General features: G+C 73.9%; 22 protein-coding genes. 10 read left to right on the top strand and 12 right to left on the bottom strand.

Annotation, left to right across the window (positions count from 1 at the left end; translation table 11 throughout):
- Positions 1–138: 138 nt before the first annotated feature.
- On the bottom strand, positions 139–1824 hold the full coding sequence (locus FHX74_RS02750) for an alkaline phosphatase family protein (protein ID WP_220483396.1): 1686 nt from the start codon (positions 1822–1824) through the stop codon (positions 139–141).
- Between the two features lie 181 nt (positions 1825–2005).
- Here FHX74_RS02750 and FHX74_RS02745 point away from each other — a divergent pair, with 181 nt between their 5' ends.
- Both FHX74_RS02745 and FHX74_RS02740 read left to right on the top strand, forming a co-directional pair.
- Entirely contained in the window at positions 2006–2872 is an 867-nt protein-coding gene (locus tag FHX74_RS02745) for a phosphotransferase (protein WP_182558527.1), read from the top strand.
- Between the two features lie 79 nt (positions 2873–2951).
- Entirely contained in the window at positions 2952–3368 is a 417-nt protein-coding gene (locus tag FHX74_RS02740) for a BLUF domain-containing protein (RefSeq protein ID WP_182558526.1), read from the top strand.
- Positions 3369–3372: 4 nt separating this feature from the next.
- Here FHX74_RS02740 and FHX74_RS20895 read toward each other — a convergent pair whose 3' ends face one another.
- The 7 genes from FHX74_RS20895 to FHX74_RS20630 all read right to left on the bottom strand — a co-directional run bounded on the left by FHX74_RS20895 (position 3373) and on the right by FHX74_RS20630 (position 10104).
- On the bottom strand, positions 3373–4500 hold the full coding sequence (locus FHX74_RS20895; RefSeq protein WP_182558525.1) for a phosphodiester glycosidase family protein: 1128 nt from the start codon (positions 4498–4500) through the stop codon (positions 3373–3375).
- Positions 4501–4561: 61 nt separating this feature from the next.
- Positions 4562–4981: a COX15/CtaA family protein gene (locus FHX74_RS02730; RefSeq protein WP_182558524.1), complete on the bottom strand. Its 420-nt coding sequence runs from the start codon at positions 4979–4981 to the stop codon at positions 4562–4564.
- Between the two features lie 121 nt (positions 4982–5102).
- Complete coding sequence (locus tag FHX74_RS02725; protein ID WP_220483395.1) at positions 5103–6482, bottom strand: PQQ-dependent sugar dehydrogenase; 1380 nt, start codon at positions 6480–6482, stop codon at positions 5103–5105.
- Between the two features lie 91 nt (positions 6483–6573).
- Entirely contained in the window at positions 6574–7248 is a 675-nt protein-coding gene (locus tag FHX74_RS02720) for a response regulator transcription factor (protein ID WP_182558523.1), read from the bottom strand.
- Positions 7245–8768, bottom strand: a complete 1524-nt coding sequence (locus FHX74_RS02715) for a sensor histidine kinase (protein ID WP_182558522.1) — start codon at positions 8766–8768, stop codon at positions 7245–7247. The genes FHX74_RS02720 and FHX74_RS02715 overlap by 4 nt, the downstream gene beginning before the upstream one ends.
- A gap of 50 nt (positions 8769–8818) precedes the next feature.
- A complete protein-coding gene (locus tag FHX74_RS02710; RefSeq protein ID WP_182558521.1) occupies positions 8819–9973 on the bottom strand; it encodes a glycosyltransferase in 1155 nt (384 codons plus the stop codon).
- Positions 9973–10104, bottom strand: coding sequence for a hypothetical protein (locus tag FHX74_RS20630; RefSeq protein ID WP_268925839.1), 132 nt, complete (start codon positions 10102–10104; stop codon positions 9973–9975). Before FHX74_RS20630 ends, FHX74_RS02710 begins: the two co-directional genes overlap by 1 nt.
- 270 nt (positions 10105–10374) lie before the next feature.
- Between FHX74_RS20630 and FHX74_RS02705 the strand changes: the two genes are divergently transcribed.
- The gene (locus tag FHX74_RS02705) at positions 10375–11898 is read left to right on the top strand and encodes a hypothetical protein (protein ID WP_182558520.1); all 1524 of its coding nucleotides are present in this window, start codon (positions 10375–10377) and stop codon (positions 11896–11898) included.
- Between the two features lie 116 nt (positions 11899–12014).
- Here the strand turns inward: FHX74_RS02705 and FHX74_RS02700 are convergent, their stop codons facing one another.
- The 3 genes from FHX74_RS02700 to FHX74_RS02690 all read right to left on the bottom strand — a co-directional run bounded on the left by FHX74_RS02700 (position 12015) and on the right by FHX74_RS02690 (position 14518).
- A complete protein-coding gene (locus FHX74_RS02700; RefSeq protein ID WP_182558519.1) occupies positions 12015–12923 on the bottom strand; it encodes a DMT family transporter in 909 nt (302 codons plus the stop codon).
- Positions 12920–13651 carry a DedA family protein gene (locus FHX74_RS02695; protein ID WP_182558518.1) on the bottom strand — a complete coding sequence of 244 codons (732 nt, stop codon included), beginning with the start codon at positions 13649–13651 and terminating at the stop codon, positions 12920–12922. The genes FHX74_RS02700 and FHX74_RS02695 overlap by 4 nt, the downstream gene beginning before the upstream one ends.
- Before the next feature lie 63 nt (positions 13652–13714).
- Positions 13715–14518 (bottom strand): COG4705 family protein, encoded by an 804-nt coding sequence (locus FHX74_RS02690; RefSeq protein ID WP_182558517.1) that lies wholly within the window; start codon positions 14516–14518, stop codon positions 13715–13717.
- A gap of 166 nt (positions 14519–14684) precedes the next feature.
- On the opposite strand from FHX74_RS02690, the gene FHX74_RS02685 reads away from it, so the two are divergent.
- The 7 genes from FHX74_RS02685 to FHX74_RS02655 are packed head-to-tail and all read left to right on the top strand — an operon-like array spanning position 14685 to position 21006.
- Positions 14685–15020, top strand: a complete 336-nt coding sequence (locus FHX74_RS02685; protein ID WP_328823580.1) for an ArsR/SmtB family transcription factor — start codon at positions 14685–14687, stop codon at positions 15018–15020.
- Positions 15017–15532, top strand: a complete 516-nt coding sequence (locus tag FHX74_RS02680) for an SRPBCC family protein (protein WP_182558516.1) — start codon at positions 15017–15019, stop codon at positions 15530–15532. Before FHX74_RS02685 ends, FHX74_RS02680 begins: the two co-directional genes overlap by 4 nt.
- Positions 15529–16131: a maleylpyruvate isomerase family mycothiol-dependent enzyme gene (locus tag FHX74_RS02675; RefSeq protein ID WP_182558515.1), complete on the top strand. Its 603-nt coding sequence runs from the start codon at positions 15529–15531 to the stop codon at positions 16129–16131. Before FHX74_RS02680 ends, FHX74_RS02675 begins: the two co-directional genes overlap by 4 nt.
- 10 nt (positions 16132–16141) lie before the next feature.
- Positions 16142–16963 (top strand): aldo/keto reductase, encoded by an 822-nt coding sequence (locus FHX74_RS02670; RefSeq protein ID WP_182558514.1) that lies wholly within the window; start codon positions 16142–16144, stop codon positions 16961–16963.
- Positions 16964–16983: 20 nt separating this feature from the next.
- Positions 16984–18183, top strand: a complete 1200-nt coding sequence (locus tag FHX74_RS02665) for a C15 family peptidase (protein WP_182558513.1) — start codon at positions 16984–16986, stop codon at positions 18181–18183.
- 54 nt (positions 18184–18237) lie between these two features.
- A complete protein-coding gene (locus FHX74_RS02660) occupies positions 18238–20229 on the top strand; it encodes a S9 family peptidase (RefSeq protein WP_182558512.1) in 1992 nt (663 codons plus the stop codon).
- 24 nt (positions 20230–20253) lie between these two features.
- Positions 20254–21006: a metallophosphoesterase family protein gene (locus FHX74_RS02655; RefSeq protein WP_182558511.1), complete on the top strand. Its 753-nt coding sequence runs from the start codon at positions 20254–20256 to the stop codon at positions 21004–21006.
- A 34-nt stretch (positions 21007–21040) separates the two neighbouring features.
- On the opposite strand, the gene FHX74_RS02650 is transcribed toward FHX74_RS02655, so the two are convergent.
- A complete protein-coding gene (locus FHX74_RS02650) occupies positions 21041–22315 on the bottom strand; it encodes a Bcr/CflA family efflux MFS transporter (RefSeq protein ID WP_182558510.1) in 1275 nt (424 codons plus the stop codon).
- Positions 22316–22318: the final 3 nt, after the last annotated feature.

Genomic DNA, 22318 nt, shown 5'->3' with positions numbered 1-22318 from the left:
GTGGCGGGTGCGGGTCGCTCTCGATCAGGGGACGAGGCCGACGCTCGGTTCTCGACATCCCACCAGAACGAGTTCCCGCACGCGCACCGGCGTGACCGATTCCGGCGCGACCGGACCGCGGTCGCGCCGGAACGGAGCTCAGATCCGGGGCAGCACCGCGGTGTGCTCGACCCGGACCGCCTGCAGGGCCGTGGTCCGCAGGCCGAGCAGCCGCAGGATCGTCGGCGCGATCTGGGTGGTCGAGACCGCGCGCCGGACCGTCACCCCGCGGGGAGCACCCGGACCGGCGACCACCAGAGCGACGTCGCGGTCGTCGCCCGCGTCGCCACCGTGCTCGGCGATCTTGGACTTCTTGCCCGTGTAGACCACGCCGTGCTGGACCAGACCGACGACGTCGGGGTGCCGGCTCTCGCCCACGCTGACCCCGAACAGCCGCGCCGCCGCCGCGCCCGCGTCGACCGCCCGCAGCCCCGAGGAGCTCAGGGTCCGCGACGCCCCGGTCACGGTGTTCCCGGTGGCGCTGTGCCCGAGCAGGTAGCCGCGGACGTAGTCGAGGGCGGCCGGCGAACGGTCGGAGAGCCAGAGCAGCATCACGTCGTCGTCCACCGCGAAGGCGACCAGCGGCTTGGCGCCGGGGTGGCTCGCCGCCCAGCCGTGGTCGATGGCGTCGATGATCGCCCCGTCGTCGATCCGGGTCAGGGCCCGCGGATCGACCGGGGACTGACCGTGCTTGGAGGACAGGATCACCGTGGTGTCCCCCGCGTGGCCGCGGGCGGCCAGCGCGGTCTCCATCGCGCCGACGCTGGCGTCGACGAAGTCGAGCGCCCGGCGGAGGAGCGGTCCGGGGGTGCGGGTGCCCGGCAGGTAGCCGCCGGTGAGCCCGTCCGAGGACGGCAGCTTCTGCGCCGTCGAGACGGCCTGGAAGTTCATCCCGAAAACGGCGGGCTCGCCGACCCGGCGCCGGCCGGCGTGGTCGTACCCCGCGATCTCGTTGAGCACCGCGCGCACCTTGTAGCCGTCGTACTGCTGGGTGGCGGCGTTGTCGGTGGTCCAGTCGTCGCCGGCCGCGTACCCGGTCGCCGCACTGTTGATCTCCGGCGTGAACTCGTCGTCGATCGCCCGCGGGTCCGGGCCGTTGAGGATCTGGTAGGCCGGGTGCTTGTCCGACCAGGCGGTCCGCAGGCCGGCGTGGTGGGCGACGTCGAAGACGGTGTTGACCCGCAGGTAGGAGCTCGGCAGCACCGGACGGCAGGTGCGCGGGTCGACCGGCAGCTTGGCCCGGTCGATCACCGACAGCGGGTGGCCGGTCATCGACAGGATCGAGCCGGGCAGGCCGCTCAGGCCCTGACCGGCGTCGAGCCGGGTCTTGTCGCGGTCGAGGTCCTCGGTCAGGTCGACCTCGGTGCCCCGCGTCGCGCCGGCGCAGTGGGTGGTGCCCGCGGGGAGCAGCGCCCGGTTCCAGGTGTCGTCGTAGTAGATCCCGGTGACCCCCGGGGTGCCGCCGGTGACCTGACCGACCATGCCGGGGAACGAGTCCGAGGGGAAGGTGGTCCGCGCGTCGCTGTAGGTGGTCCCGCCCCGCACCAGCTGGGCCAGCGCGGAACCGGGGTGCTCCCGGACGTACCAGCGCAGGTCGGAGCTGTGCAGGCCGTCGACCGAGAGCAGCAGCACGTGACGCTGCCGGTCGGGCCGCGCGTGCGACGTGGCGGCGCCGTCGGCCGGTGCGGCCGCGAGACCGCTACCGATCATCGCGACGGCGAGGGCGGGGGCGCCGAGGGTGGCGAGCAGCGTGCGGGACCGGCGCGGCCGGCGGATCCTGATCATGGTCTCTCCTGGCCCGGGTGGACGGCCCCGATGGCCGAGCCGAACGTCGACCCGGTGGCCCAACGGACGGTGACGACAGGTGACCGCGAGGTGACAGCGGAGCGACGGGAGCCGTCCCTCTCAGCGTCTGCTCACCCGTTGCTCAGCGACCGACCAGACTCGGACGCCCTAGGGTCGCGGTGTGCGCCCTGCCGACCTCGCCCGCGCGACCGGGGCCGCCCTCGCGGTGGCCCGGTCGGTGGGGCTGTCCGCCGACGATGCGGTCGTGCTGCACGACTCGAACAAGGTGGCCCTGCGGCTCACGCCGTGCGAGGTGCTGGCCCGGGTCGGCGAGGCCGCCGGCCACGGCACCGCTCTCGAGCTCGACCGCGCGCTCGCGCTCCGCGACGCCGGCTGCCCGGTGGGGGACGTGCTGCCGGACCTCGACCCGGTGGTCCGGACCCACGACGGGTTCGCGGTGACCCTGTGGGTCTACTACCCGCCGGCCGCTCCGGAGCTCACGCCGTCCGCCTACGCCGACGCGCTCGCCCGGCTGCACGCGGGGATGCGGACGCTCGCCCTGCCCGTCCCACGGTGGACCGACCGGGTGGGCGAGGCCCTGACGGTCATCGAGAGCCCGGCAGAGTCCCCCGCGCTGACCGACGACGACCGGACGTTCCTGGCCGGACGGATGGCCCGGCTGCGCGCTGCGGTCGAGCAGCGCGGCGCCCCCGAGCAGCTGCTGCACGGCGAACCGCACCGCGGCAACGTGCTCCGCACCGCGGACGGGCCACGGTTCATCGACTTCGAGACGCTCTGCGTCGGCCCGGTCGCCTTCGACCTGGCCCACGTGCCGGACGCCGCCTGCGCGCACTACCCCGGGCTCGACCCGTCGTTGCTCGCCCACTGCCGTCAGCTGGTGCTGGCCGTCGTCGCCGCGTGGCGCTGGCAGCGCGGCGACGCGTTCCCCGACCGTGAGCGGTGGGCCCACACCTTCGTCCGGACGCTGCGGCAGGGACCCCCGTGGCCCTCGCTCGACGCGCTGACGCGGTCGCTCGCGCGCGACTGAGCTCCGTGATCGAAACGCCCGTCAGCCGGCCCGCGGCCCCTGGGACGACGGCGGCGGAGCCGCCTCTAGGCTCACGCCCGTGCCCTTCGCCCTGGTCTACAGCAGCGCCGCCACCGGACCGTTCACCCGCAGCACCCTCGAGGGCATCCTCGGCCAGAGCCTGGCCAACAACCGGGCGGCCGGCGTCACCGGGATGCTGCTCTACCGGGACGGCCGGATCATCCAGCTGCTCGAGGGTGAGGAGGAGACCGTGCGCTCGCTCTACGCGACGATCAGCGTGGATCCCCGGCACCATGACGTGGTCCCGTTGTGGGCCGACGAGCGTCCCGATCGGCTGTTCCCGGACTGGTCGATGAGCTTCCGCGACCTGACCGACGGCCCGGTCGACCTCGAGGGCTGGACCGACCTGATGAGTCGGCCGTCCACCGTCGAGGAGGCGCTGCGCACCTCGACGGTCGGCGAGGAGCTGCTGACGCTGTTCCGCCGCGCCGCCTGAGCGGTCAGCGCAGCGTGGCGTCGAAGAAGTCGCGCTGCTCGGGACGGAGGTAGCGGTCAAGCGGGGAGATCATCGTCGGCAGCAGCTTGCGTCCGACCGGACCGTGCGGACCCGGCGTCCACAGGCTCATCATCGGCAGCCCGCTGTGGATGTCGAGCTCCATCCCGCGCACCGCCCCGGCGTCCACCAGCGCCACCGCGAGCGTGTGCAGGGTGAGACCGCGGCCGGCCAGATAGATCACGTTCCCCGACCGGTCGACGCCGAGGGCGGACCGGTCGGTGTACTCAAACTGGTTCTTGGCGCTCCCCCAGGCCTGGTGCGGATTCGCGTCGAGCCCGGGGGTGAGCGTCCCGCCGTCGACGATCAGCCGGAGGTTCTGCCGGACGGCGACGACGCCGGGCCCGGGGCCGACCTCACGGCCCCAGGACCCCACGGTCAGCCGGCCCTGGCGGTCGATCACCGCCGACGCCTGGCCGGGCACCAGGGGACGGTAGGTCCGGCCGTCGAGGAAGAAGCCGTCGTGCACGTCGGCCATCCGCCAGCCCGAGTTGAAGATCGCCACCAGCCCGGGATCCCGGCTCGGATCCACTGCGTGGGGCCCGGCCGCACCGGTCACCGGCTGGACGGTTCCGGTGAACAACCGGAACCGCAGCGAGGCGGTGCGCAACGACGCCACCCCGACCACCACGCCGGCGTGGGCCGCGTCGGGGCGGAACCAGGCGGTGTAGAGGCTCGGACGACCGTCCCGTCCCGGACGCCCGGGATACCAGCGCGCTTCACCGGCCAGCGTCGGCCGGCCGGTGATCACCGGGAGCACGGTCGCCGGCCCGTGGCCGGCGGCCACCGGCGCCCCGGCGGGCGCGGGCAGCGCGGACGACGGCGGCGACGCGTCGGACGGTGCCCGCAGCGTGTACCAGGCGTTCTCGACGGTGTCGACGAGTGCCGCCCCGCCGTGGTCGCGCACCCAGTCCGCGGCCCGAGCCGACCACGTCCCCTCGCCGGCACCCGCGACCGCGAGACCGAAGGGGATCAGGACGGGCAGCACCAACGACGCGACGACGATGCCCACGACACCGAGCGCCAGCCGGCGCGACGGCGCAGACGCCGTCCGGATCCCCCGAGTCCGCACCACCCGGTCAGGGTGGCGCGGTCGGTTAAGACGACGTTGAGCCTCCGGCGAGGAGACCCCCCGGTCAGCGGCGGGTGGCGCGGAGCGGCAACCAGACCGCCAGCCCCATCAGCGCCATGGCCAACGGGAAGTGCACCGCCGTCACGGCCGGGGAGTCGCCGATCAGCCCGCCGAGGAACGCCTCGAGCACCAGCAGCACGGTGAAGGCGATGCTGCCGACCAGGATGTCCAGCCGCGAGCGGAGCTTGACGATCGCCACGATGGTGGCGACCAGCGCGAGCGCGATGGCCACGTCGGCCCCGCGGGCGTGCACCTCGACCCAGGAGTCGTCGTACTTCCGGCCCTCGTGGATGAACAGACCCGCCCACAGGCCCTGCAGCAGCACGGCGAGCGCGGCGAGCCCGATCAGGGCGCTGAACAGGGTGCTGCGTGGACGGACGGCCGCCGGGGCGGCGGCGGTGGTGCTCTGCTGGGTGTCGGTCATCGTGGGTCCTGTCCGGGGGTGGGGCGGGCTCGCTCGGTGAACGTCTGTTCGTGATCACCGCGGTGCGCGGTTGCCGACGAGGGCGCCGACCCGGCTCTGCTCAGCGGAGACTCAGGAGCGGTCAGCCGAGGGTGACCCGGTAGACCGCGCCCGCGCTGTCGTCGGTGACGTAGAGCGCGCGGTCCGGGCCGACGGCCAGCCCGACCAATCGGCCCCAGCGGCTGCCGTCGGGCAGCTGGAAACCGGTGATCAGCGGGATCGCGTTCCCGAGCCGGCCCTTCGACCAGGGCAGGAACCAGACCTGGCTCGGTCGCGGCGGCGTGCGGTTCCAGGAGCCGTGGGCCGCGATCAGCGCGCCGGTGCCGTAGGGCTGCGGCAGCGTGGTGAAGATCATCTGCAGCGGGGCGGAGTGGGCCGGCAGACCCTGCTCGATCCGTGGCAGCCGGGCGCAGTCGAGCCGGCGACCGTCGGGGTTGGTCTGCGGGTCGTCGACGAACGGACGGTCCGCGTAGCGCAGCACGGCGCCGGGGACGTCGGTGGGCTGGCTCGGGTCGGGGTCGCAGAACGGCCAGCCGAGGTCGCGGCCGGCGGTCAGCTTGGCGACCGGTTCGAGCGGGTGGTCGTTGACGTAGGACTGGATGACCTTGCCGTAGTCGTCGCGGCCGTCGCCGTCCCAGTCGCGGTGCAACGGGTAGGGCATCTGGTCGCGGTTGTTGACCGCGGTCCACAGCGCGCCGTCGGGGTCGAGGGCCAGTCCGGTGCCGTTGCGGACACCGCGGGCGAAGACGGTCAGCTTCCGGGTCTTCGGCGACCAGCGCATGATCGTCGCCCGCTCGGGGCGCGCGGTGCGGTCGGCGGGAACCAGGTTGCCGCTGCTGCCGATGGAGAAGTAGAGCGACCCGTCGTGCCCGACCACCACCGACTTGAGTGCGTGCGCGTAGCGTCCGCCGAGCCCGGGCAGGCTGGCGTCGGGCAACCCGGAGACGACCAACCGGCGATCGCTGGCCCTGCCGTCGCGGTACCGGTAGGCGTCGATCCGGTCGGACTCGGCCACGTAGAGCGTCGACCCGGCGAACGCCATCCCGTGCGGCTTGCGGAGCCCGCGGACCAGCGTCGCCTGGCTCGGCGTCCGGTCGCCGCGCGGCGTGAGCACCACCACGTCCCCGTGCCCGGGCCTCGAGACCAGCAGCCGCCGGTCGGGCGTCCAGACCGCGAGCCGCGCGCCGTCGACCCGCGCCCACACCGACATCCTCCAGCCGGCCGGCAACCGCACCGTCCGGGCGACGTCGAAGGGAGCGGCTCGGAGCCCGGCCGGGACCTCCACCCGGACCTGGCGGAGCGCCGCGTTCTCGGTGGTGGCCGCGGTCGCGCTGCCGGCCGACCCCGGGGTCGGGGCGGAGCCGCGGTCGGGCACCGTCGAGGGGCTCGAGGAGCAGGCGACCATCGTCACGGACACGGCGGCGGCCAGCACCAGCCCGGCCGTCCGGCGCAGGGGGATCACCCGGCGAGCGAAACACACGACGGCACCGACGTCGACGCCGGGGGCCGGGCGTCCTCACAGCACGCGTTCAGCGGCACGGGACGTCGACCGCTCATCGGTCGCTGACGATCCGGTAGCCCATCCCCCGGACGTTCTGCACGGTCCGCACCCCGAACGGCACGTCGATCTTGTTCCGGAGGTAGCCGACGTAGACCTCCACCACGTTGTTGCTCAGCTCGAAGACCGAGTCCCACACCGCGGTGAGGATGGCCGCCTTCGACAGCACCTGGCCGCTGTTGTGCATCAGGAACTGCAGCAGCTCGAACTCGCGCGGGGTCAGGACGATCTCCTGGTCCCCGCGGCGGACCTGCTTCGAGCGCGGGTCGAGCCGGAGCGTCCCGACCGTCAGCTCGGGCTCCCGTGGCGGCGCCCCGCGGCGCACCAGCGCCCGCAAATGGGCGGCGAGCACGGTGAGCTTGATCGGCTTGACCAGGTAGTCGTCGGCCCCGAGCTCGAAGGCGTCGGTCTGGTCGTACTCGCCGTCCTTGGCCGACAGCATCAGCACCGGGGTGGTGTCGCCGCGCTGCCGCAGCGTCTCGACGATCTTGTAGCCGTTGAGCCGCGGCAGCATGATGTCGAGCACGATCACGTCGTAGCGGTTCCCGGTGGCGGCCAGCAGCCCGGTGCCGCCGTCGCGGACCCAGTCGACGACGAACCCGAGCCCGGTCAGCCCCTCGGAGAGCGAGGTGCCGAGCACGCGCTCGTCCTCGACCAGCAGCGTCCTCACGACGCCTCCCCGACCTCGCGCGCGGGCAGGGTCAGCTCGAACCGGCACTCGCCCGCCGGGCCGACGGTGGCCACGATCCGTCCCGCGTGGGCCTCGGCGATCTGGCGGCTGATGGCCAGCCCCAGCCCGTGCCCGCCGTCCTCGCGACTGCGGGCGTCCTCGAGCCGGACGAAGCGGTCGAAGATGCGCTCGCGGTCAGCGGCCGGGACGACCGGCCCGTCGTTGTCCACCCGCAGCACGCACGCCTCCGGACCTGGAGCCAGCTCCACCCGGATCGTCGTCCGGGCGTGCCGGTCGGCGTTGTCGAGCAGGTTGCGGACCACCTGGCTGAGCCGGCGGGCGTCCCCGACGACCCGGGCCGGCGAGACCTGCAGCACGACCCGGTGGCGGCTGGTCAGCCGGAGCCGCTGGACCTCGGCGAGCACGACGTCGTCCAGGTCGACGTCGACCCGCTGGGTGACCAGGGTGCGGTCGTCCCCCCGGGCGAGGGTCATCAGATCGGCCACCAGGGCACTCATCCGGTCGACCTCGGAGACCATCACCGGGACCAGCTCGCGTCGGGTGCGGTCGTCCGCGCCCGCGGCCAGGTCGAGGGTCGCGCTCAGTCCCGCGAGCGGGCTCCGCAGCTCGTGCCCGGCGTCGGAGAGGAAGGCGCGCTGTGCCGCGTCCGCGCGCTCGAGCCGACCCAGCATGTCGTTCATGGTGGTGGCCAGGGCGGCGATCTCGTCGTGCACCGGGGGCACCGGCACCCGGTCACCGAGGCGGCGGGCGCGGATGCCGGCCACCGTCCGGCGGATCTCCTCCACCGGCCGCAGGGTGCGACCCACCAGCAACCAGACCGCGACGGCCACACCCAGCAACAGCACCGGGGCCGCCGCGAGCAGGAACAGCGCCACCGTCCGGACGGCCTGCCGCTGGAACTCGAAGGGCACCCCGACCTGAACGGTGTACAGCCGTCCGTCCGCGCTGACGCCGCGCGAGACGACCAGCCACTCGCCGGGCGTGCCGAGGTCGTCGAGGTCGCGCTGCTGGCTCACCGCGACGCCGTCGGCCGGGCGCTGCTGGCTCATCGGCTGCCCGGCCAGGACGGCGCTGGATGACCCGAGCACCCGTCCGGACGGGTCGAGCAGCTGGACGACCTGGCCGTCCCGCGAGCCCGGACGCAGCCCGGCGACCGCCCCGGAGACCCCGGAGGTGGTGACGTCCGCACTGACCTCGGCGGCGCGGGCCATCGCGGCGGCCGAGACCGAGGACCGCAGGCTGGTCTGCAGCAGCACCAGCAACAGGCCGCCACCGGCCACCAGGGCGAGCAGCACGACCGCGACGGCCACCAGCACCAGCCGGAGGCGGATGCCGTGCCGCAGCCGGGGAGTCGGGCGCGCCCCGGTCCCGGCCGCCGCGGCAGGGGTGAGCGGTGACGGGGTGGCGGCCTCGGCGGAGTCCGGGGCGATGTCTGCGGCGGTGTCTGCGGCGGTGTCTGCGGCGGCGCTCGCATACGGGTGCGCCGGGTGGCTGGGCACGCCCCCATCGTCCACCCGCGGGGCCCCCGGGGTCGCGACCTGCGCGAGCCTCACCCCGGGACCCGGGTCAGCGGCTGTGCGGGTGGACGCCACTCGGCGCCGAGCGTCCGGCGGCCGAACGCCTCGGCCGCGGTCGCGTAGTGGTCGAGCAGCACCCCGGTGGCCTCGGCCCAGGTCGGCGGCGCGCCGTCCGGCAGCGCCGCGCGGCCGAGGGCGACCCGGAGGGCGTCGACCCAGGCCCGGTCGTGACGCCGCCGGTCCGCGGCGACCAGCCCGAGGCGGGGATGGCCGGCCATGGTCGCCCGCACCTGCGGCCCGTCGACGGCCACCACCGGCAGCCCGGCGGCGACAGCCTCGAGCAGGGTGAGGCCGACGGTCTCGGTGGTGGAGGCGGTGAGCAGCACGTCGGCGTCCCGGTAGGCGGCGACCAGGTCGTCGCCCCGCAGCACGCCGCGGAAGTGTGTCCGGGTGCCCGCGAAGGCCTGTTCGAGCCGACGCCGTTCGGGCCCGTCACCGACCACGTCGAGGCACAGCGCCCGGCCGTCCAGCCGCCCGGTCCGGAGCAGCGGGACCAGCGCGTCCCAGTCTTTCTCCGGCGCGAGCCGACCGACGGCGAGCAGCCGGAGCACCGACGGGTCGCCGGCCGGGGCGGCGCCCCGGGCAGCGCGGGCCTGGCCGAACCGAGGGTCGACGGCGGCGGGCCACAACTCCACCGGGCCGGCACCGATCCGGTCGAGCAACGCGGCGCCGAACCCGGACGTGGCCAACCGGACGTCCGCCCGGCGGTAGGTGGCCCGGTTGATCGCGCGCAGCGCCGGACGCGTGAAGCCGAGGTGATAGCGGGTGGCGTAGGCGGTCAGGTCGGTGTGCAGGCTCGACACCACCGGCACCCGGCCGGCCAGCCCGAGCAGCGCCGCGCTGCCCTGCATCACCGGGTTGACCAGGTGCACGACGTCCGGGGCCCAGGCCCGCACCGCGGCGGCCAGGCCGGGGTCCGGGACGCCCCAGCGCCGGTGGCGGTCCACGAAAGGGAAGACCACCCCGGCCGTCCGGTGCTGCCGCACCGCGAGCGAGGGGTCGGTGCTGGGGGCCCAGACGGCGACCTGGTGGCCACGGGTGATCAGCTCGCGCACGGTGTGCTCGAGCCGGGTGACCACGCCGTCGATCCCGGGACGCCAGGTCTCGGTGATCATCGCGATCCGCATCACCGATCTCCTGTCGTCACGACCCGACGGATCTCCCGGTCCCGGGCCACCGTCCGGACCATGATCACCAGACCGAGCGTGATCATGATCGACTCGATCCAGGCCGACCAGGCGATCCTTCTCCCGGACACCAGCCTGCGTCGGGTCCGCTCGGGCCGGCGAGCCGACGACCCGCTTCCCACCATTCCGACCCCCGATCGTCACGCGCGCGTCACCGGTCGTCCACCGTGCTGCGCCGTCTCCTCGAGTGTCGACAGCCCGGTTAAGGAACCCCTGAGGTGATCACGGGGGGGGGGCGGACGCCACCCGGAGCCACCCGCCGACGGCCTTCACAGAAAGCTCTGAACCAGCCGCGCCACCCTCGCCGGGTGTCTTCCCCGTCCGTTCCACTCGCGCGCCCGGTGCTGTCCGGCAGGTCGCTCCGCCACCACTGGGAGACACCGGTGGTGCTGGTGGTCGCCCTGCTCGCCCGACTGCTGCCGACGCTCCGCGGCGGTGGTCTGTTCGGCTACGGCAACTACGACGACGGCGTCTACTTCGCCGGTGCGGTCGGGCTGGTGCACGGTCGACTGCCCTACCGGGACTTCCTGTTGCTCCACCCGCCGGGCATCCTGCTCGCGCTCAGTCCGTTCGCGGCGCTGACCTGGGTGATCTCCGACGCCGATGCGCTCGCCACCGCCCGGGTCGGCTGGATGCTGCTCGGCGTGCTGAACTGCGCGCTGGTCGTCCGGCTGCTGCGGCGGCAGGGGCGGTTCGCCGCCGCGGTCGGCGGCTTGGCGTACGCGGTGTTCTACCCGGCGGTCTACAGCGAGCACCTGACCCTGCTCGAGGCGCCGGCGAACACGGTGCTGCTCGTCGCCCTGCTGCTGGTCCCGGGCCTCGGCGAGGCGAGGGCGGCGACCGCTCGCGTCTCCGCGGCGCGCTGGCTGGCCGTCGGGGCGGTGCTGGCCTGGTCGCCGGCGTTCAAGATCTGGGGTGTCGTCCCGCTGGCCCTGGTGGGCGGGTGGCTGGCGATCAGCCGGGGTCGCCGGGCGGCCGGCTGGTACGCCGCGGGCGCCGGTCTCGGGTCGGTCGTCCTGCTCGGGCCGTTCTTCGTCGCGGCGCCGACGGCGATGGCCCGGCTGGTGGTCGCCGACCAGCTCGGACGCAGCTCCGCGCACTGGCAGCTGGTCTCGCGGGTGGCGGCGCTCACCGGGGTTGGCGACGTCCATGCCGGCGCACTGTCCACCGTGGTCGCCGGGCTGGCCGCGGTCGGCTGGGCGACGCTGGTGCTCGTGGCTCTGCTGGACTCCCGCGGCCGCCTGTTCGCCGTGCTGCACCTCGGGATGGGCGCTCTGCTGCTGGCCACCCCGGTGTGGTTCACCCACTACGCCGGCTTCGTTGCCGCGACCGCCGCGCTGGTCGCCGGGTCGGCGGCTCGGACCCTCGCCGAGCTCGTCCGGAGCCGGCTCGCTGCGTCGGCGCCGACCCGCCGTTTGCTCGGCGGGGCGGCGCTGGCGCTGGTGGCCCTGACCGCGGTCCCGCTGGCGGGCGTCCGGTTCGGCACCGCGTTCCCCGCGGCCACCCTGCGTCCCACGGTGGCCGGTGCGCCGGGGTGCGTGACCACCGACGACCCGGTCAACCTCGTCGAGCTGGACGTTCTGAGCCGCAACCTGACTCGCGGGTGCCCGTTGGTCGTCGACCTGGGCGGGTACTCCTACGACCGGCACCCGGCGGGACCGACCATCGCGCGGCGCCGCAACGAGCTCTGGCAGGCCACCGTGCGGGACTACCTGGCCGGCGGCACCCGGGTGGTGCTCAGCCGCTTCGACCAGCCGTCCAACCACCCGTTCGACCCGACCACCCGTCGGCTGGTCGGGTCCTGGCCGACGGCGGCCCGGTCCGGCCACGTGGTGGTGCGCACGGTGACCGTCCCCGCCGCCTAGCCCGAGTGAGACGCGTTCTGAGCCGGTCGACGTGCCCTGAGCCGGTCGACGTGCCCTGAGCCTGTCGACGGACCCTGAACCTGTCGACGGACCCTGAGCCTGTCGAAGGGCGCGACCTAGCGCCCCACCTCGACCGGGTACTCGCGGGACAGCACCAGCACCCCGACCACGGTGAGCACCGCGCCGACGGCCGCCGCGGCGACGATCCAGCCGGCCAGGCCGCCGCCGTCGTGAAGCAGCAGCCGTCCGCCGGTGACCGCGGACACCGGGTCGAACAGGGTGAGGCAGCAGATCACCGCGTGGGCCGACCCGGAGCGGTACGCGGCCTGCATGCACAGCAGTCCGAGCGGCAGTCCGACCACCAGGCCGACGACGGCGAGCACGGTGGTCGGCCAGCGGGCGGCGAACGTGTGATCGGCCAGCAGGGCGGTGCCGATCCTGATCATCACCGAGTTCAGCCCGAACAGCGCCGCCGCGGCCACGGCGAGCGCCAGCGTCCGGGCCAGCGGGGGCAACCGGCGGGCCAGCAGCAGGACGAGCAGGCTGGGCACCACCAGCACCGCGACCGCGAGCGCGACCGCACCGGCCGCCGGGACGAGCGGGCGGGTGCTGCCGGGCAGCAGCAGGACGACGGTGACCACGACGATCCCCGCCACCGCGAGCACCATCCCGATCAGCTGGCTGCGGGGTGGGCGGCGGTGCTGACGGGCAGCGGCGGCGATCACGGTGGTGGGCACCGCGAGCACACCGATGGGCTGGACGAGCGTGATCGGCGCGAGCGCCAGGGCGACGACGTGCAGACCGCCGCCGGCGGTGGCCTGAGCGGCCCCGACCAGCCAGGAGCGGTCGCGCAGCACCGCGGTGACCTGGCGCCACCAGTGCCGGCGCCCGGCCCGTTCGTCCGCGGTGGCGTCCTGGACGGCGCCGTGCTGCCGGACGGCGGCGAGCCCGAAGACGATCGAGCCGACGGCGGCGAGCAGCGCCGCTAGGACCGGGGCGAGGGGGGAGGTGAGGAAGCCGCTCACCGGGGGTCGCGCGACAGCTCGGCCTCCGGCGGCGACGGCTCGTCCGCGGGGGCCGGGCCGGCCGGACGGTGCCGGCGCGACATCAGGTACTCGATGCCCATCGGGATCAGCGAGACGACCACGATCAGCACCAGCACCGCGTCGATGTGGGTGCGGATGAAGGTGACGTTGCCGAGGAAGTAGCCGAGCACGGTGACGCCGGGCGCCCAGATCAGGCCACCGATGCCGGTGTAGAGGATGAACCGTCGGAACGGCATCCGGGTGACGCCCGCGCTGAAGGTCACGAAGGTGCGGATGATCGGGACGAACCGGGCCAGGATCAGCGCCCGGTTGCCGTAGCGGTCGTAGAAGAGCCGGGTCTTCTCCACGTAGGTGGGGTTGAAGATCTTGCCGGCCAGACCGCGCCGCGGCTTGAACAGCGGTGGCCCGACGGCCCGGCCGATGGCGTACCCGCAGGCGTTGCCGGCGATCGCGCAGACCGTGAGCACCGCACAGACGAAGACCATCGAGTGGTCGATCGTGCCGATGCCGGTGAAGATCCCGACCGTGAAGAGCAGCGAGTCGCCGGGCAGCACCGCGAACAGCCCGCACTCGGCGAAGATGATGAACGCGACGCCCCAGAGCGCGTAGGGCCCGAACGCCTTGATGATCACCTCGGGGTCGAGCCAGCTCGGCAGCAGCAGGGGCACCAGCTGCGCGACCGGGGCGAGACCGAGGAGCGCCGTCATGACGCCACGGTAGGCGGCGTCGGCCGATCCCACGGACCCGGTCGGTGAACTCTGGGTCCCCTCTTAGCCGCGGACGGCGACCTCCGGGGTCGGGACCCGGCGCGCCAGCAGCGCGACCAGCGCCGCGATGGCCAGGCAGCCGCCGAGCGCGACCGGCCCGTCGCCCCAGCCGAGCCCGCCGGCGGCGACCGGCTTGCCGAGCCAGTCGGCGACCGAGGCACCGAAGGGTCGGGTGAGCACGTAGGCGGTCCAGAAGGTCACCAGCGGGCTGGCGCCGAGCCGCCAGGCGAGCAGGGGAACGAGCAGCGCGAGGCCGAAGACGACCGCGGAGGTGAGGAAGCCCCAGCCGAGGGCGATCGCCGTCAGGTCGCCGGCGGCGGTGCCGAGCGCGAAGGTGGCCAGCACGGTGCACCAGTAGAAGAGCTCGCGCCGGGTGGTGGTGATGCTGTGGATCGAGACCGTGCCCTCGACCCGGCGCCAGACCAGGAAGAGCGCGGCGACCGCAGCCGCCCAGAACAGCGACGACCACAGGTAGGGGACGCCGACGATCGCGTGGAGCACGTCGGCGGCCATCGTCCCGAACACCGCGACCATGGCCACCGCGAACCAGTAGCGCGCCGGGTGGAAGCTCCGGGCCCGGAGCTGAAGGCCGAGGGCCAGCGCGAGCCCGAGCACCCCGACCGCCCCGCCGAGCACCAGGCTGACCGAGCCGAGGTAGTCCGAGGCGGCCTCCCCCATCCCGGTGGTGAGCACCTTGACCAGCCAGAACACCGCCGTCACCGCCGGCACCTTGACCGCGAGCGGACGCACGAGCAGCGCCCGGACGCCCGAGGGACGTGGGCGGGGCAGGGTGTCGTTGGTGATCATGGTGGCCTCCGAGGACGGTCGGCGGGTGCGGCGCGTCCGCGCGGACGCGACCGCGAGCGTCGCAGGGCCCGGATAAGGGATCGGCCAGAAGCGGCGGGCTGACGGCCGAGGTCTCAGGTCCGCCGAAGGCTTGACGACAACCTCCTCCTTGCACAACTATTCGGTTGTGCAAACACCGACGATGCTGGCCCGGGTGTTCGCCGCGCTGGGCGACCCGACCCGGGTAGAGCTGGTGACGCGGCTCGCGACCGGCGACGCCAGCGTCACCCAGCTGGCCGAACCGCTGCCGATGACCCAGCAAGCGGTGTCGCGGCACCTGCGGGTGCTGGAGGACGCCGGGCTGGTCAGCCGCGGCCGGCAGGCGCAGGCCCGGCCCGCGCACCTGGAGGTCGAACGGCTCGAGGAGGTGCTGGCCTGGGTCGGCGACCGACGCCGCGAGTGGCTCGACCGCCACGAGCGGCTGGCCGGACATCTTGCCGAGATCCAGGAGGAGCAGCGGTGAGCGGCGCCCGGCCCGAGCCGACCGAGGACGAGCTCTTCACCGTGACGACGATCCACCGGGCTCCGCGCGAGCTGGTCTTCGCCGCACTCACCGAACCCGAGCACCTGCAGCACTTCTGGGGGCCGGTCGGCACCCACACCCCCGCCGACCGGATCGTGGTCGAGCTCCGGGTCGGCGGTCGGTTCGAGACGACCATGATCAACGACGCAAACGGGCAACAGCACACCATGCGCGCCGTCTACCTGGACGTCGAGCGGCCAGGGCTGCTCCGCTGGCGCGAGACGGACTCGGCGGTGGTCACCGAGATCGTCCTGACCGACCGCGGCGACGGCACCACCGAGGTGATCACCACCCAGTACGGGCTGCCGCCGGCACGGCGTTCGCCGCAGGCCCGGGCCGGGTGGCGGACCGCGCTCGACCGGAGCGTCGCCTACACCGCCACTCTGGCCCCGCCGCAGCACGACCTCCATCCGTCCCGCAGCACCGACCCGAACCCGGGGAGCCGACCATGATCACCGATGACCTCACCACCCTGCTCGGCCCGCAGTACGCCGCGCTGGCCGACACTCTCGCCGCTGCACCACCGGCGATCGCCGACGGGCCGAGCCGCTGCGCCGGCTGGGCGGTGCGGCACGTCGTCGCCCACCTGACCATGCCGGCGCGCTACGACGAGCAGGCCTTCGGACGCGAGCTCGCCGCGGCCGGCTACGACTTCGCAGCGCTGTCCGAGACCATCGCCCGCCGCGACGCCGAGCGGCCGTTCACCGACCTGTTGTCCGACCTGCGCAGCGACGTGCTGGCCGGGTGGGTGCCGCCCCAGGGTGGGCCGATGGGCGCGCTCAGCCACGTCGTCATCCACGGACTCGACGTGACCACGGCCAACGCCCTGCCCCGTAGCGCGGACGACCGGGCGACCCGGATCGTCCTCGACCACCTGGCCGACCCGGCGACGAACCCGTTCGGGGTGAGCCTGCCCGGCTTCAGGTTCCGGGCCCTCGACCTCGACTGGGGTACCGGGAACGGAGAGCCCTTCGAGGACATGGCGGGCGAGCTGCTGCTGGTGCTCGCCGGACGTCAGCCCCGCCGGATCGCCGCCGAGAGCGGGCGGTAGCGTCACGAGCATGTCCGTGCTCACCGACACCTTCCCGCTCGCCTCCGGCCACTCGATCCCCAAGGTCGGCTTCGGCACCTGGCAGATCCCCGAGGGCTCCGAGGCCTACGACTCGACCGCCGAGGCTCTGAAGATCGGCTACCGCCACATCGACTCGGCGCTGGCCTACGGCAACGAGAAGAGCGTCGGACGGGCGGTCCGCGACTCCGGGATCGCCCGCGACGAGATCTACGTGACCACCAAGCTCCCGGCGGAGATCAAGGACGCCGCGGGGGCCCGCGAGGCGTTCGAGACCTCGTTCGGCAACCTCGACCTCGGTCCGATCGACCTCTGGCTGATCCACGCGCCGTGGCCGTGGAGCGACATGGGCTCCGACCACCGCGCGGGCAACATCGAGGTCTGGAAGGTCTTCGAGGAGATGCACGCGGCCGGTCGCGTGCGATCGATCGGCGTCTCCAACTTCGACGTCGACGACCTCGAGTCGCTCGCCTCGGGCACCGACGTCCGTCCGCACGTCAACCAGATCCGGTGGTTCATCGGCAACACCCAGCCCGAGACGACCGCCTACTGCCAGCAGCACGACATCCTGGTCGAGGGCTACTCGCCGCTGGCCACCGGCAAGCTGCTCGACGACGACCGGCTGACCGGGATCGCCGAGAAGTACGGCAAGAGCGTCGCCCAGCTGTCGCTGCGCTACCTCCTCGAGAAGGACGTGCTGCCGCTGCCCAAGTCGGTCACGCCGGAGCGGATCCGCGCCAACGCCGAGCTCGACTTCAGCCTCGACGCCGACGACGTTGCGACCCTCGACCAGCTGAGCAACTCGGTCGACTGACCCGTACGCGAGCCGCAGCGGTGGCGTCCACCGTCGAGGAGAGCCGGCTGTCGCTGCGCCTAGGTGGCGGCGGCTCGGCGCCGTTCGCCACCGCGCTGCTGCAGGCGTCCGGCTGGGACCGGCTCGTCGACGACGCCCTCGAGCGGATCACCGCCTGCGAGTCCCTCGACGAACTGTTCGAGGTGGTGGACGACGCTGGTCGTTGCTGCTGGAACGACGCGGTCCGTCGCGCCCGCGCGGACGAGGCGACGGCGTGGGACGGTCTCGACGACCGGCCGCTCTACTGGGCGCGACTCTCGGTCGGCGCGGCCCTTCGCAGGCTGGAGACGCCCCCACTCGACCGGCAACAGCGGGAGGCGCTGCTCCACCGCTGGGACCGGACCACCCGCGGCATCGACCGACCGCTCTGGCCGGACCGGTCCGACGCCGAGGTCCTGATCATGGTCAGCGGCTTCGACGTCTTCGGGCTCGACACCAGCCTGCGGCACTCGAACCCGTCCGGCGCGGCGGCGCTGCGGCTGGACGGCGCGCTGCTGGAGACCCCGCACGGCACCGCCCGCGTCCGGTCGGTGGTGCTGCCGGTGAGCTGGGGGGCCTTCGACCAGGGGGTCGTCGAGGACGCCTTCGGTCCGGTGCTGCGACCGGGGCCGGACCGCGCCGATCTGATCATGACCATCAGCATGACCGGCCGCGGCCGGATGGACGTCGAGAAGTGGGCCGGCAACGCGCGGGGTGGCAGCCCCGACAACGAGCGGGCGCAGCGGTTCGGGGCGGTCTCGCGAGCCTCGCACTGGCCGCAGCCGTTCGACTCGCCCGAGTGGATCGAGACCACGCTGCCGTACGCCGCGATGATCGCCGCCGGCAGCGGGCCGTGGCCGGTGGCGCTGCGCGACGGCATCCGCGAGTGGCCGGCCGGAACCTTGCCCGACCCGCGGGCGCTCCGCGACCGACCGGACCCGAGCCCGGGCAGCAGCGCGGCCGCGGGCACCGGCGGCGACTACCTCAGCAACGAGAGCATGTACCGGGCCAACCGGCTGCGGCAGGGGCTGCAGGCCTGGGACGTCCCCGGCGGCCACCTGCACGTCTCCGCGCTCGCCTACCCCGACGACCCGACCGTGATCACCGACGGCGCCTTCGAGGCGGACCGACGCGCGGTCGTCGACCAGACCGTGGCCCTGGTCCGCGCGGCCGCCGGCGCGGTCGGCCGACGTCGTCGCTGATCTTGATCGCTCCCCGAGACCGCTCCACGAAGACCCGACCCGAAAGGCGCGCCCGTGCGACCCGACCAGCTCGACCTGCTGACCACCCTGTCCTCCCCCACCCTGCACCCGTCGGGTGAGCGGGCCGTGGTCGCGGTGACCCGACCGGACCTGGCCAGCAACAGCTACGTCGGTCAGCTCTGGGAGGTTCCGGTCACCGGTGACGGGCCGCGCCGGCTGACCCGCGGGTTCCGCGACACCGCGCCGCAGTACTCCCCCGACGGCACCATGATCGGGTTCCTCCGGGCCACCGACGCCAAGGCCAAACCTCAGCTGCACGTCGTCGCGGCGACCGGCGGCGAGCCGGTCCGGCTGACCGACGCGCCGCTCGGGGCCGGCGGGTTCGCCTGGGCGCCGGACGGGCACCGGATCGCCTACACGGCACGGGTTCCCGAGCCGGGCCGCTACGGGACCGACCCCGAGATCGGCGACGGCGAGGAGGCGCCGCGGCTGATCACCGACCTGCGCTATCTCGGCGACGGTGTCGGCTACGTCGGCGACCGGCGACAGCAGGTCTTCGTGGTCGACGTCTCGGAGCTCGACGCGGCGCCGGGGCCGGGCGATGACGTCCCGGAGTCGCGGCAGCTGAGCGATGCCGCCGCCGACAGCGTCGAGGTGGTCTGGCGGCCCGACGGACAGCGGCTGGCCTTGGTCAGCGCGCGGCACGAGACCCGGACGACCGACCTGGTGGTGGACGCCTGGACCTGCGCTTCGGACGGCACCGACCTGCAGCGGGTGACCGACGGCGCGCTGACCGTCGAGAAGGTCGCCTGGTCCCCCGACGGCGCGACCCTGTGGCTGCTCGCCTCGGACCCCGGGCCGAGCGGCCTCGACTTCGTCGGTCGGCACACCGGCTTGTGGTCGGTTCCGGCCGACGGCTCCGGGCGGCCGACCCGGCACACCGACGCCGAGACGATCGACCTCGGCGAGATCGGCACCCGGCTGACCGTGACCGCCGACGGGGTCCACGTCCAGCGCCGCACCCGCGGTGCGGTCGAGCTGCTCCGGATCGGGGCGGACGGTGAGCCGACGGTCGTGGTCGGCGGGCCGCGGATCGTCACCGCGCACGACGTGGTCGGCACGGGTGCGGACGCGGTGGTGGTGGCGACGACGCTCGACGCCGTGACCCCGGGCGAGCTGGTGGCGGTGACCAGCGGCGAGGAGCGGGTGCTGACCGACTTCGGGGCGCCGCTGCGCGAGGGTCCGGGCGTCCGGCCGCTGCACGAGCGGACGGTCACCGCCGACGACGGCTACCCGGTGCACGGCTGGGTGGTACTGCCGGACGGTCCGGGGCCGCACCCGGTGCTGCTCGACATCCACGGCGGACCGTTCGCTCAGTACGGCTGGCAGGTCTACGACGAGGCGCAGGTGCTGGCCGCGGCCGGCTATGCGGTGCTGCTGGCCAACCCGCGTGGTTCGGCCGGGTACGGCCAGGAGCACGGGCGGTCGATCATCGGGGCGCTCGGCCGGCGTGACGCGGACGACCTGCTCGACTTCCTCGACGGTGTGCTTGCCGATCCCGAGCTGGCGCTCGACAGCAGCCGGATGGGCGTGCTCGGCGGCTCGTACGGCGGCTACATGACCGCCTGGCTGACCGCGCACCCGCGGGCGGCAGGCCGGTTCGCCGCCGCGGTGGTCGAGCGCGGCTTCCTCGACCCGGTCAGTTTCGCCGGCACCTCCGACATCGGCTGGTTCTTCGGTGACCAGCTGGTCGGCACCGACCCCGAGCAGCTGGCCGCCCAGTCGCCGATGGCCGCCCTCGACCGGGTCGAGACCCCGACGCTGGTGATCCACTCGGAGCGCGACTTCCGCTGCCCGCTGGAGCAGGGCCAGCGCTGGTTCCACGGGCTGCAGAAGCGTGGCGTCCCGAGCGAGCTGTTGATCTTCCCGGGCGAGAGCCACGGCCTGACCCGCGAGGGCCAGCCGCGCCACCGCCGGCAGCGGTTCGACCACCTGCTGCGCTGGTGGGCGACGCACCTGCCGACCGAGGCGAACCGAGCCGAGTGACAGGCGGCGGCTTACCGTGATCCGGTGGTCGCGAACGTCGCCGTCCTCTCCGACATCCACGGTGTACTGCCGGTGCTGGAGGCCGTCCTGGCCGAGCCGGACGTCCGCTCGGCATCGCTGGTGGTGATCACCGGCGACCACGCCGCCGGGCCCCAACCCGGGGCGGTCTTCGACCGGCTGGCCGCCGAGGGCGATCGTGTCCGGCTGGTCCGCGGCAACGCTGATCGCGAACTCGTCGCGTGCGCCCGCGGTGCCGCCGTCCCGTCGGCCGACGCCGTCAGCCGCTGGGCAGCCGCCCAGCTCACCGACGAGCAGGTCGCCCAGCTGGACGGGCTGCCGCACCCGCTGACGGTCGAGGTCGACGGCTTCGGGCCGGTGCTGTTCTGCCACGGGACCCCGCGACGCGACGACGAGACCGTCCTGGTGGACTCCGCGCCCGACCGGTGGGCGGAGGTCCTCGTGAACGTCCCGCCGGCCGTCCGCACGATCGTCTGCGGCCACACCCACATGCCGTTCGTCCGGCTGGTCGATCGACGGCTGGTGATCAATCCGGGCAGCATCGGCATCCCCTACGGGCGTCCGGGAGGGTCGTGGGCGCTGCTGGATCACGGTCAGGTGGCCCTCCGCCACACCGCCGTCGATCTCGACCGCGCCATCGAGGCCGTCATCGCCGGATCGTCCTTCCCGGATCGGCGGGCATGGGCCGAGGAGTACGTGCGCGCGGCCAACAGCGACCTCGACGCGCTGGCCGCGTTCACGCCGCCGACCAGCCACTGAGCGGCCCGCCCTCCGCGCTTTCCCACAGCGGTGGTCAGCCTTCGCGAGCCAGCGCGTCGACCGGCTCTCGGTCGGCCTCCGCCTCGGTGGCGTCGCTGAACGCCTTCTGACGCAGCCCGATCGCCGCGATCGCCGCGCACCCGAAGAAGATCGCCATCCCGGCGGACATGGCCAGCACCGACTCCGCCCGCAGGAAGCCGGTCAGCGGCGTGGTGAGCGAGCCCGCCAGGAACGGCAGACCGCCACCAAGCGCCGAGGCGGTGCCGCCGTACCGGCGTCCGGCCTGCTGGCAGATCGCGGCGTTGGCCGGCAGATAGCTGCCCAGACCCGCCGTCATGGCCGCGAGGCAGCACCAGACCGCCGCCAGCGGCGGCACGTGCGGAGCGGCCAGCACCGACACCAGCACGAGCACGACCACGGCCGTCGTCTGGACGATCATCGCGATCCGACGCAGCAGCCCTGGGCCGGTGCGGCGGACGAGCAGCCGGAAGACCACGCTCGAGGCCATCATCACGGCGGCGTTCGTCCCGAACAGCAGCGCGTACTGCTGCTGGGACAGGCCGCCGCCCTGCTGGAGCACGAAGGACGAGCCGCCGATGTAGATGAAGAAGCCGCTCGTCGTCAGGCACTGGACGACCACCGGAGTGGCGAACGCGCGATCGGTGAGCAGGCTGCGGGTCCGCCGGCCGAGCTGCCGCAGACCTCCCGGATGGCGCCGGGACTGCGGCAGCGTCTCGGGCAGCCCGAACACCGCGGAGACGGTCATCGCGATGCCGACCACCGCGAGGAAGCCGAAGATCAATCGCCAGCTGCCGAACCGCAGCAGCACGCTGCCGATGGCCGGTCCGGCGACCGGCGCGATCAGACCGAGCGCCGACAGGGTGCCGAACTTGGCCGCCGCCTCGCGGCCGGTCCAGACGTCGCTGACCACCGCACGGCCGAGCGCCGCCGCCGCGCCGCAGGCCATCCCCTGCACGGCGCGCAGGCTGATCAACAGCCAGTCCGTCGAGACCAGGGCGCAGAGTGCGGAGGTGATCGTGAACACGACGACGGCGGCCAGGATCAGCCGTCGTCGGCCCCGCGCGTCACTGACCGGTCCGGTGAGCAGCTGCCCCACCGCCATGCCGGCGATGCACGCGGTCAGGGTCAGCTGGGCGGCCGAGGCCGTGGTGCCGAGTGAGCGCTGCACGTCCGGCAGCGCGGAGATGTACGTGTCGGTGGACAGCGCGGTCGTCCCCGTCACCATCATCAGCGCGACGAACGAGGGTCTCGTCCCCGTCGTCGGTCGCGCCCTGCCGATGACCGCCACACA

It is taken from the genome of Microlunatus kandeliicorticis (assembly GCF_014137855.1).
Lineage (GTDB): Bacteria > Actinomycetota > Actinomycetes > Propionibacteriales > Propionibacteriaceae > Microlunatus > Microlunatus kandeliicorticis.
Note: the sequence above shows the minus strand (reverse complement) of the source record. Positions and strands in the feature narration are given on the sequence as shown.

Coding starts and splice junctions, on each gene's coding strand:
- FHX74_RS02750 (WP_220483396.1), bottom strand. CDS start 1,824: ATGATCAGGATCCGCCGGCCGCGCCGGTCCCGCACGCTGCTCGCCACC.
- FHX74_RS02730 (WP_182558524.1), bottom strand. CDS start 4,981: ATGACCGACACCCAGCAGAGCACCACCGCCGCCGCCCCGGCGGCCGTC.
- FHX74_RS02710 (WP_182558521.1), bottom strand. CDS start 9,973: ATGCGGATCGCGATGATCACCGAGACCTGGCGTCCCGGGATCGACGGC.
- FHX74_RS02695 (WP_182558518.1), bottom strand. CDS start 13,651: ATGACGGCGCTCCTCGGTCTCGCCCCGGTCGCGCAGCTGGTGCCCCTG.
- FHX74_RS02690 (WP_182558517.1), bottom strand. CDS start 14,518: ATGATCACCAACGACACCCTGCCCCGCCCACGTCCCTCGGGCGTCCGG.
- FHX74_RS02675 (WP_182558515.1), top strand. CDS start 15,529: ATGATCACCGATGACCTCACCACCCTGCTCGGCCCGCAGTACGCCGCG.
- FHX74_RS02670 (WP_182558514.1), top strand. CDS start 16,142: ATGTCCGTGCTCACCGACACCTTCCCGCTCGCCTCCGGCCACTCGATC.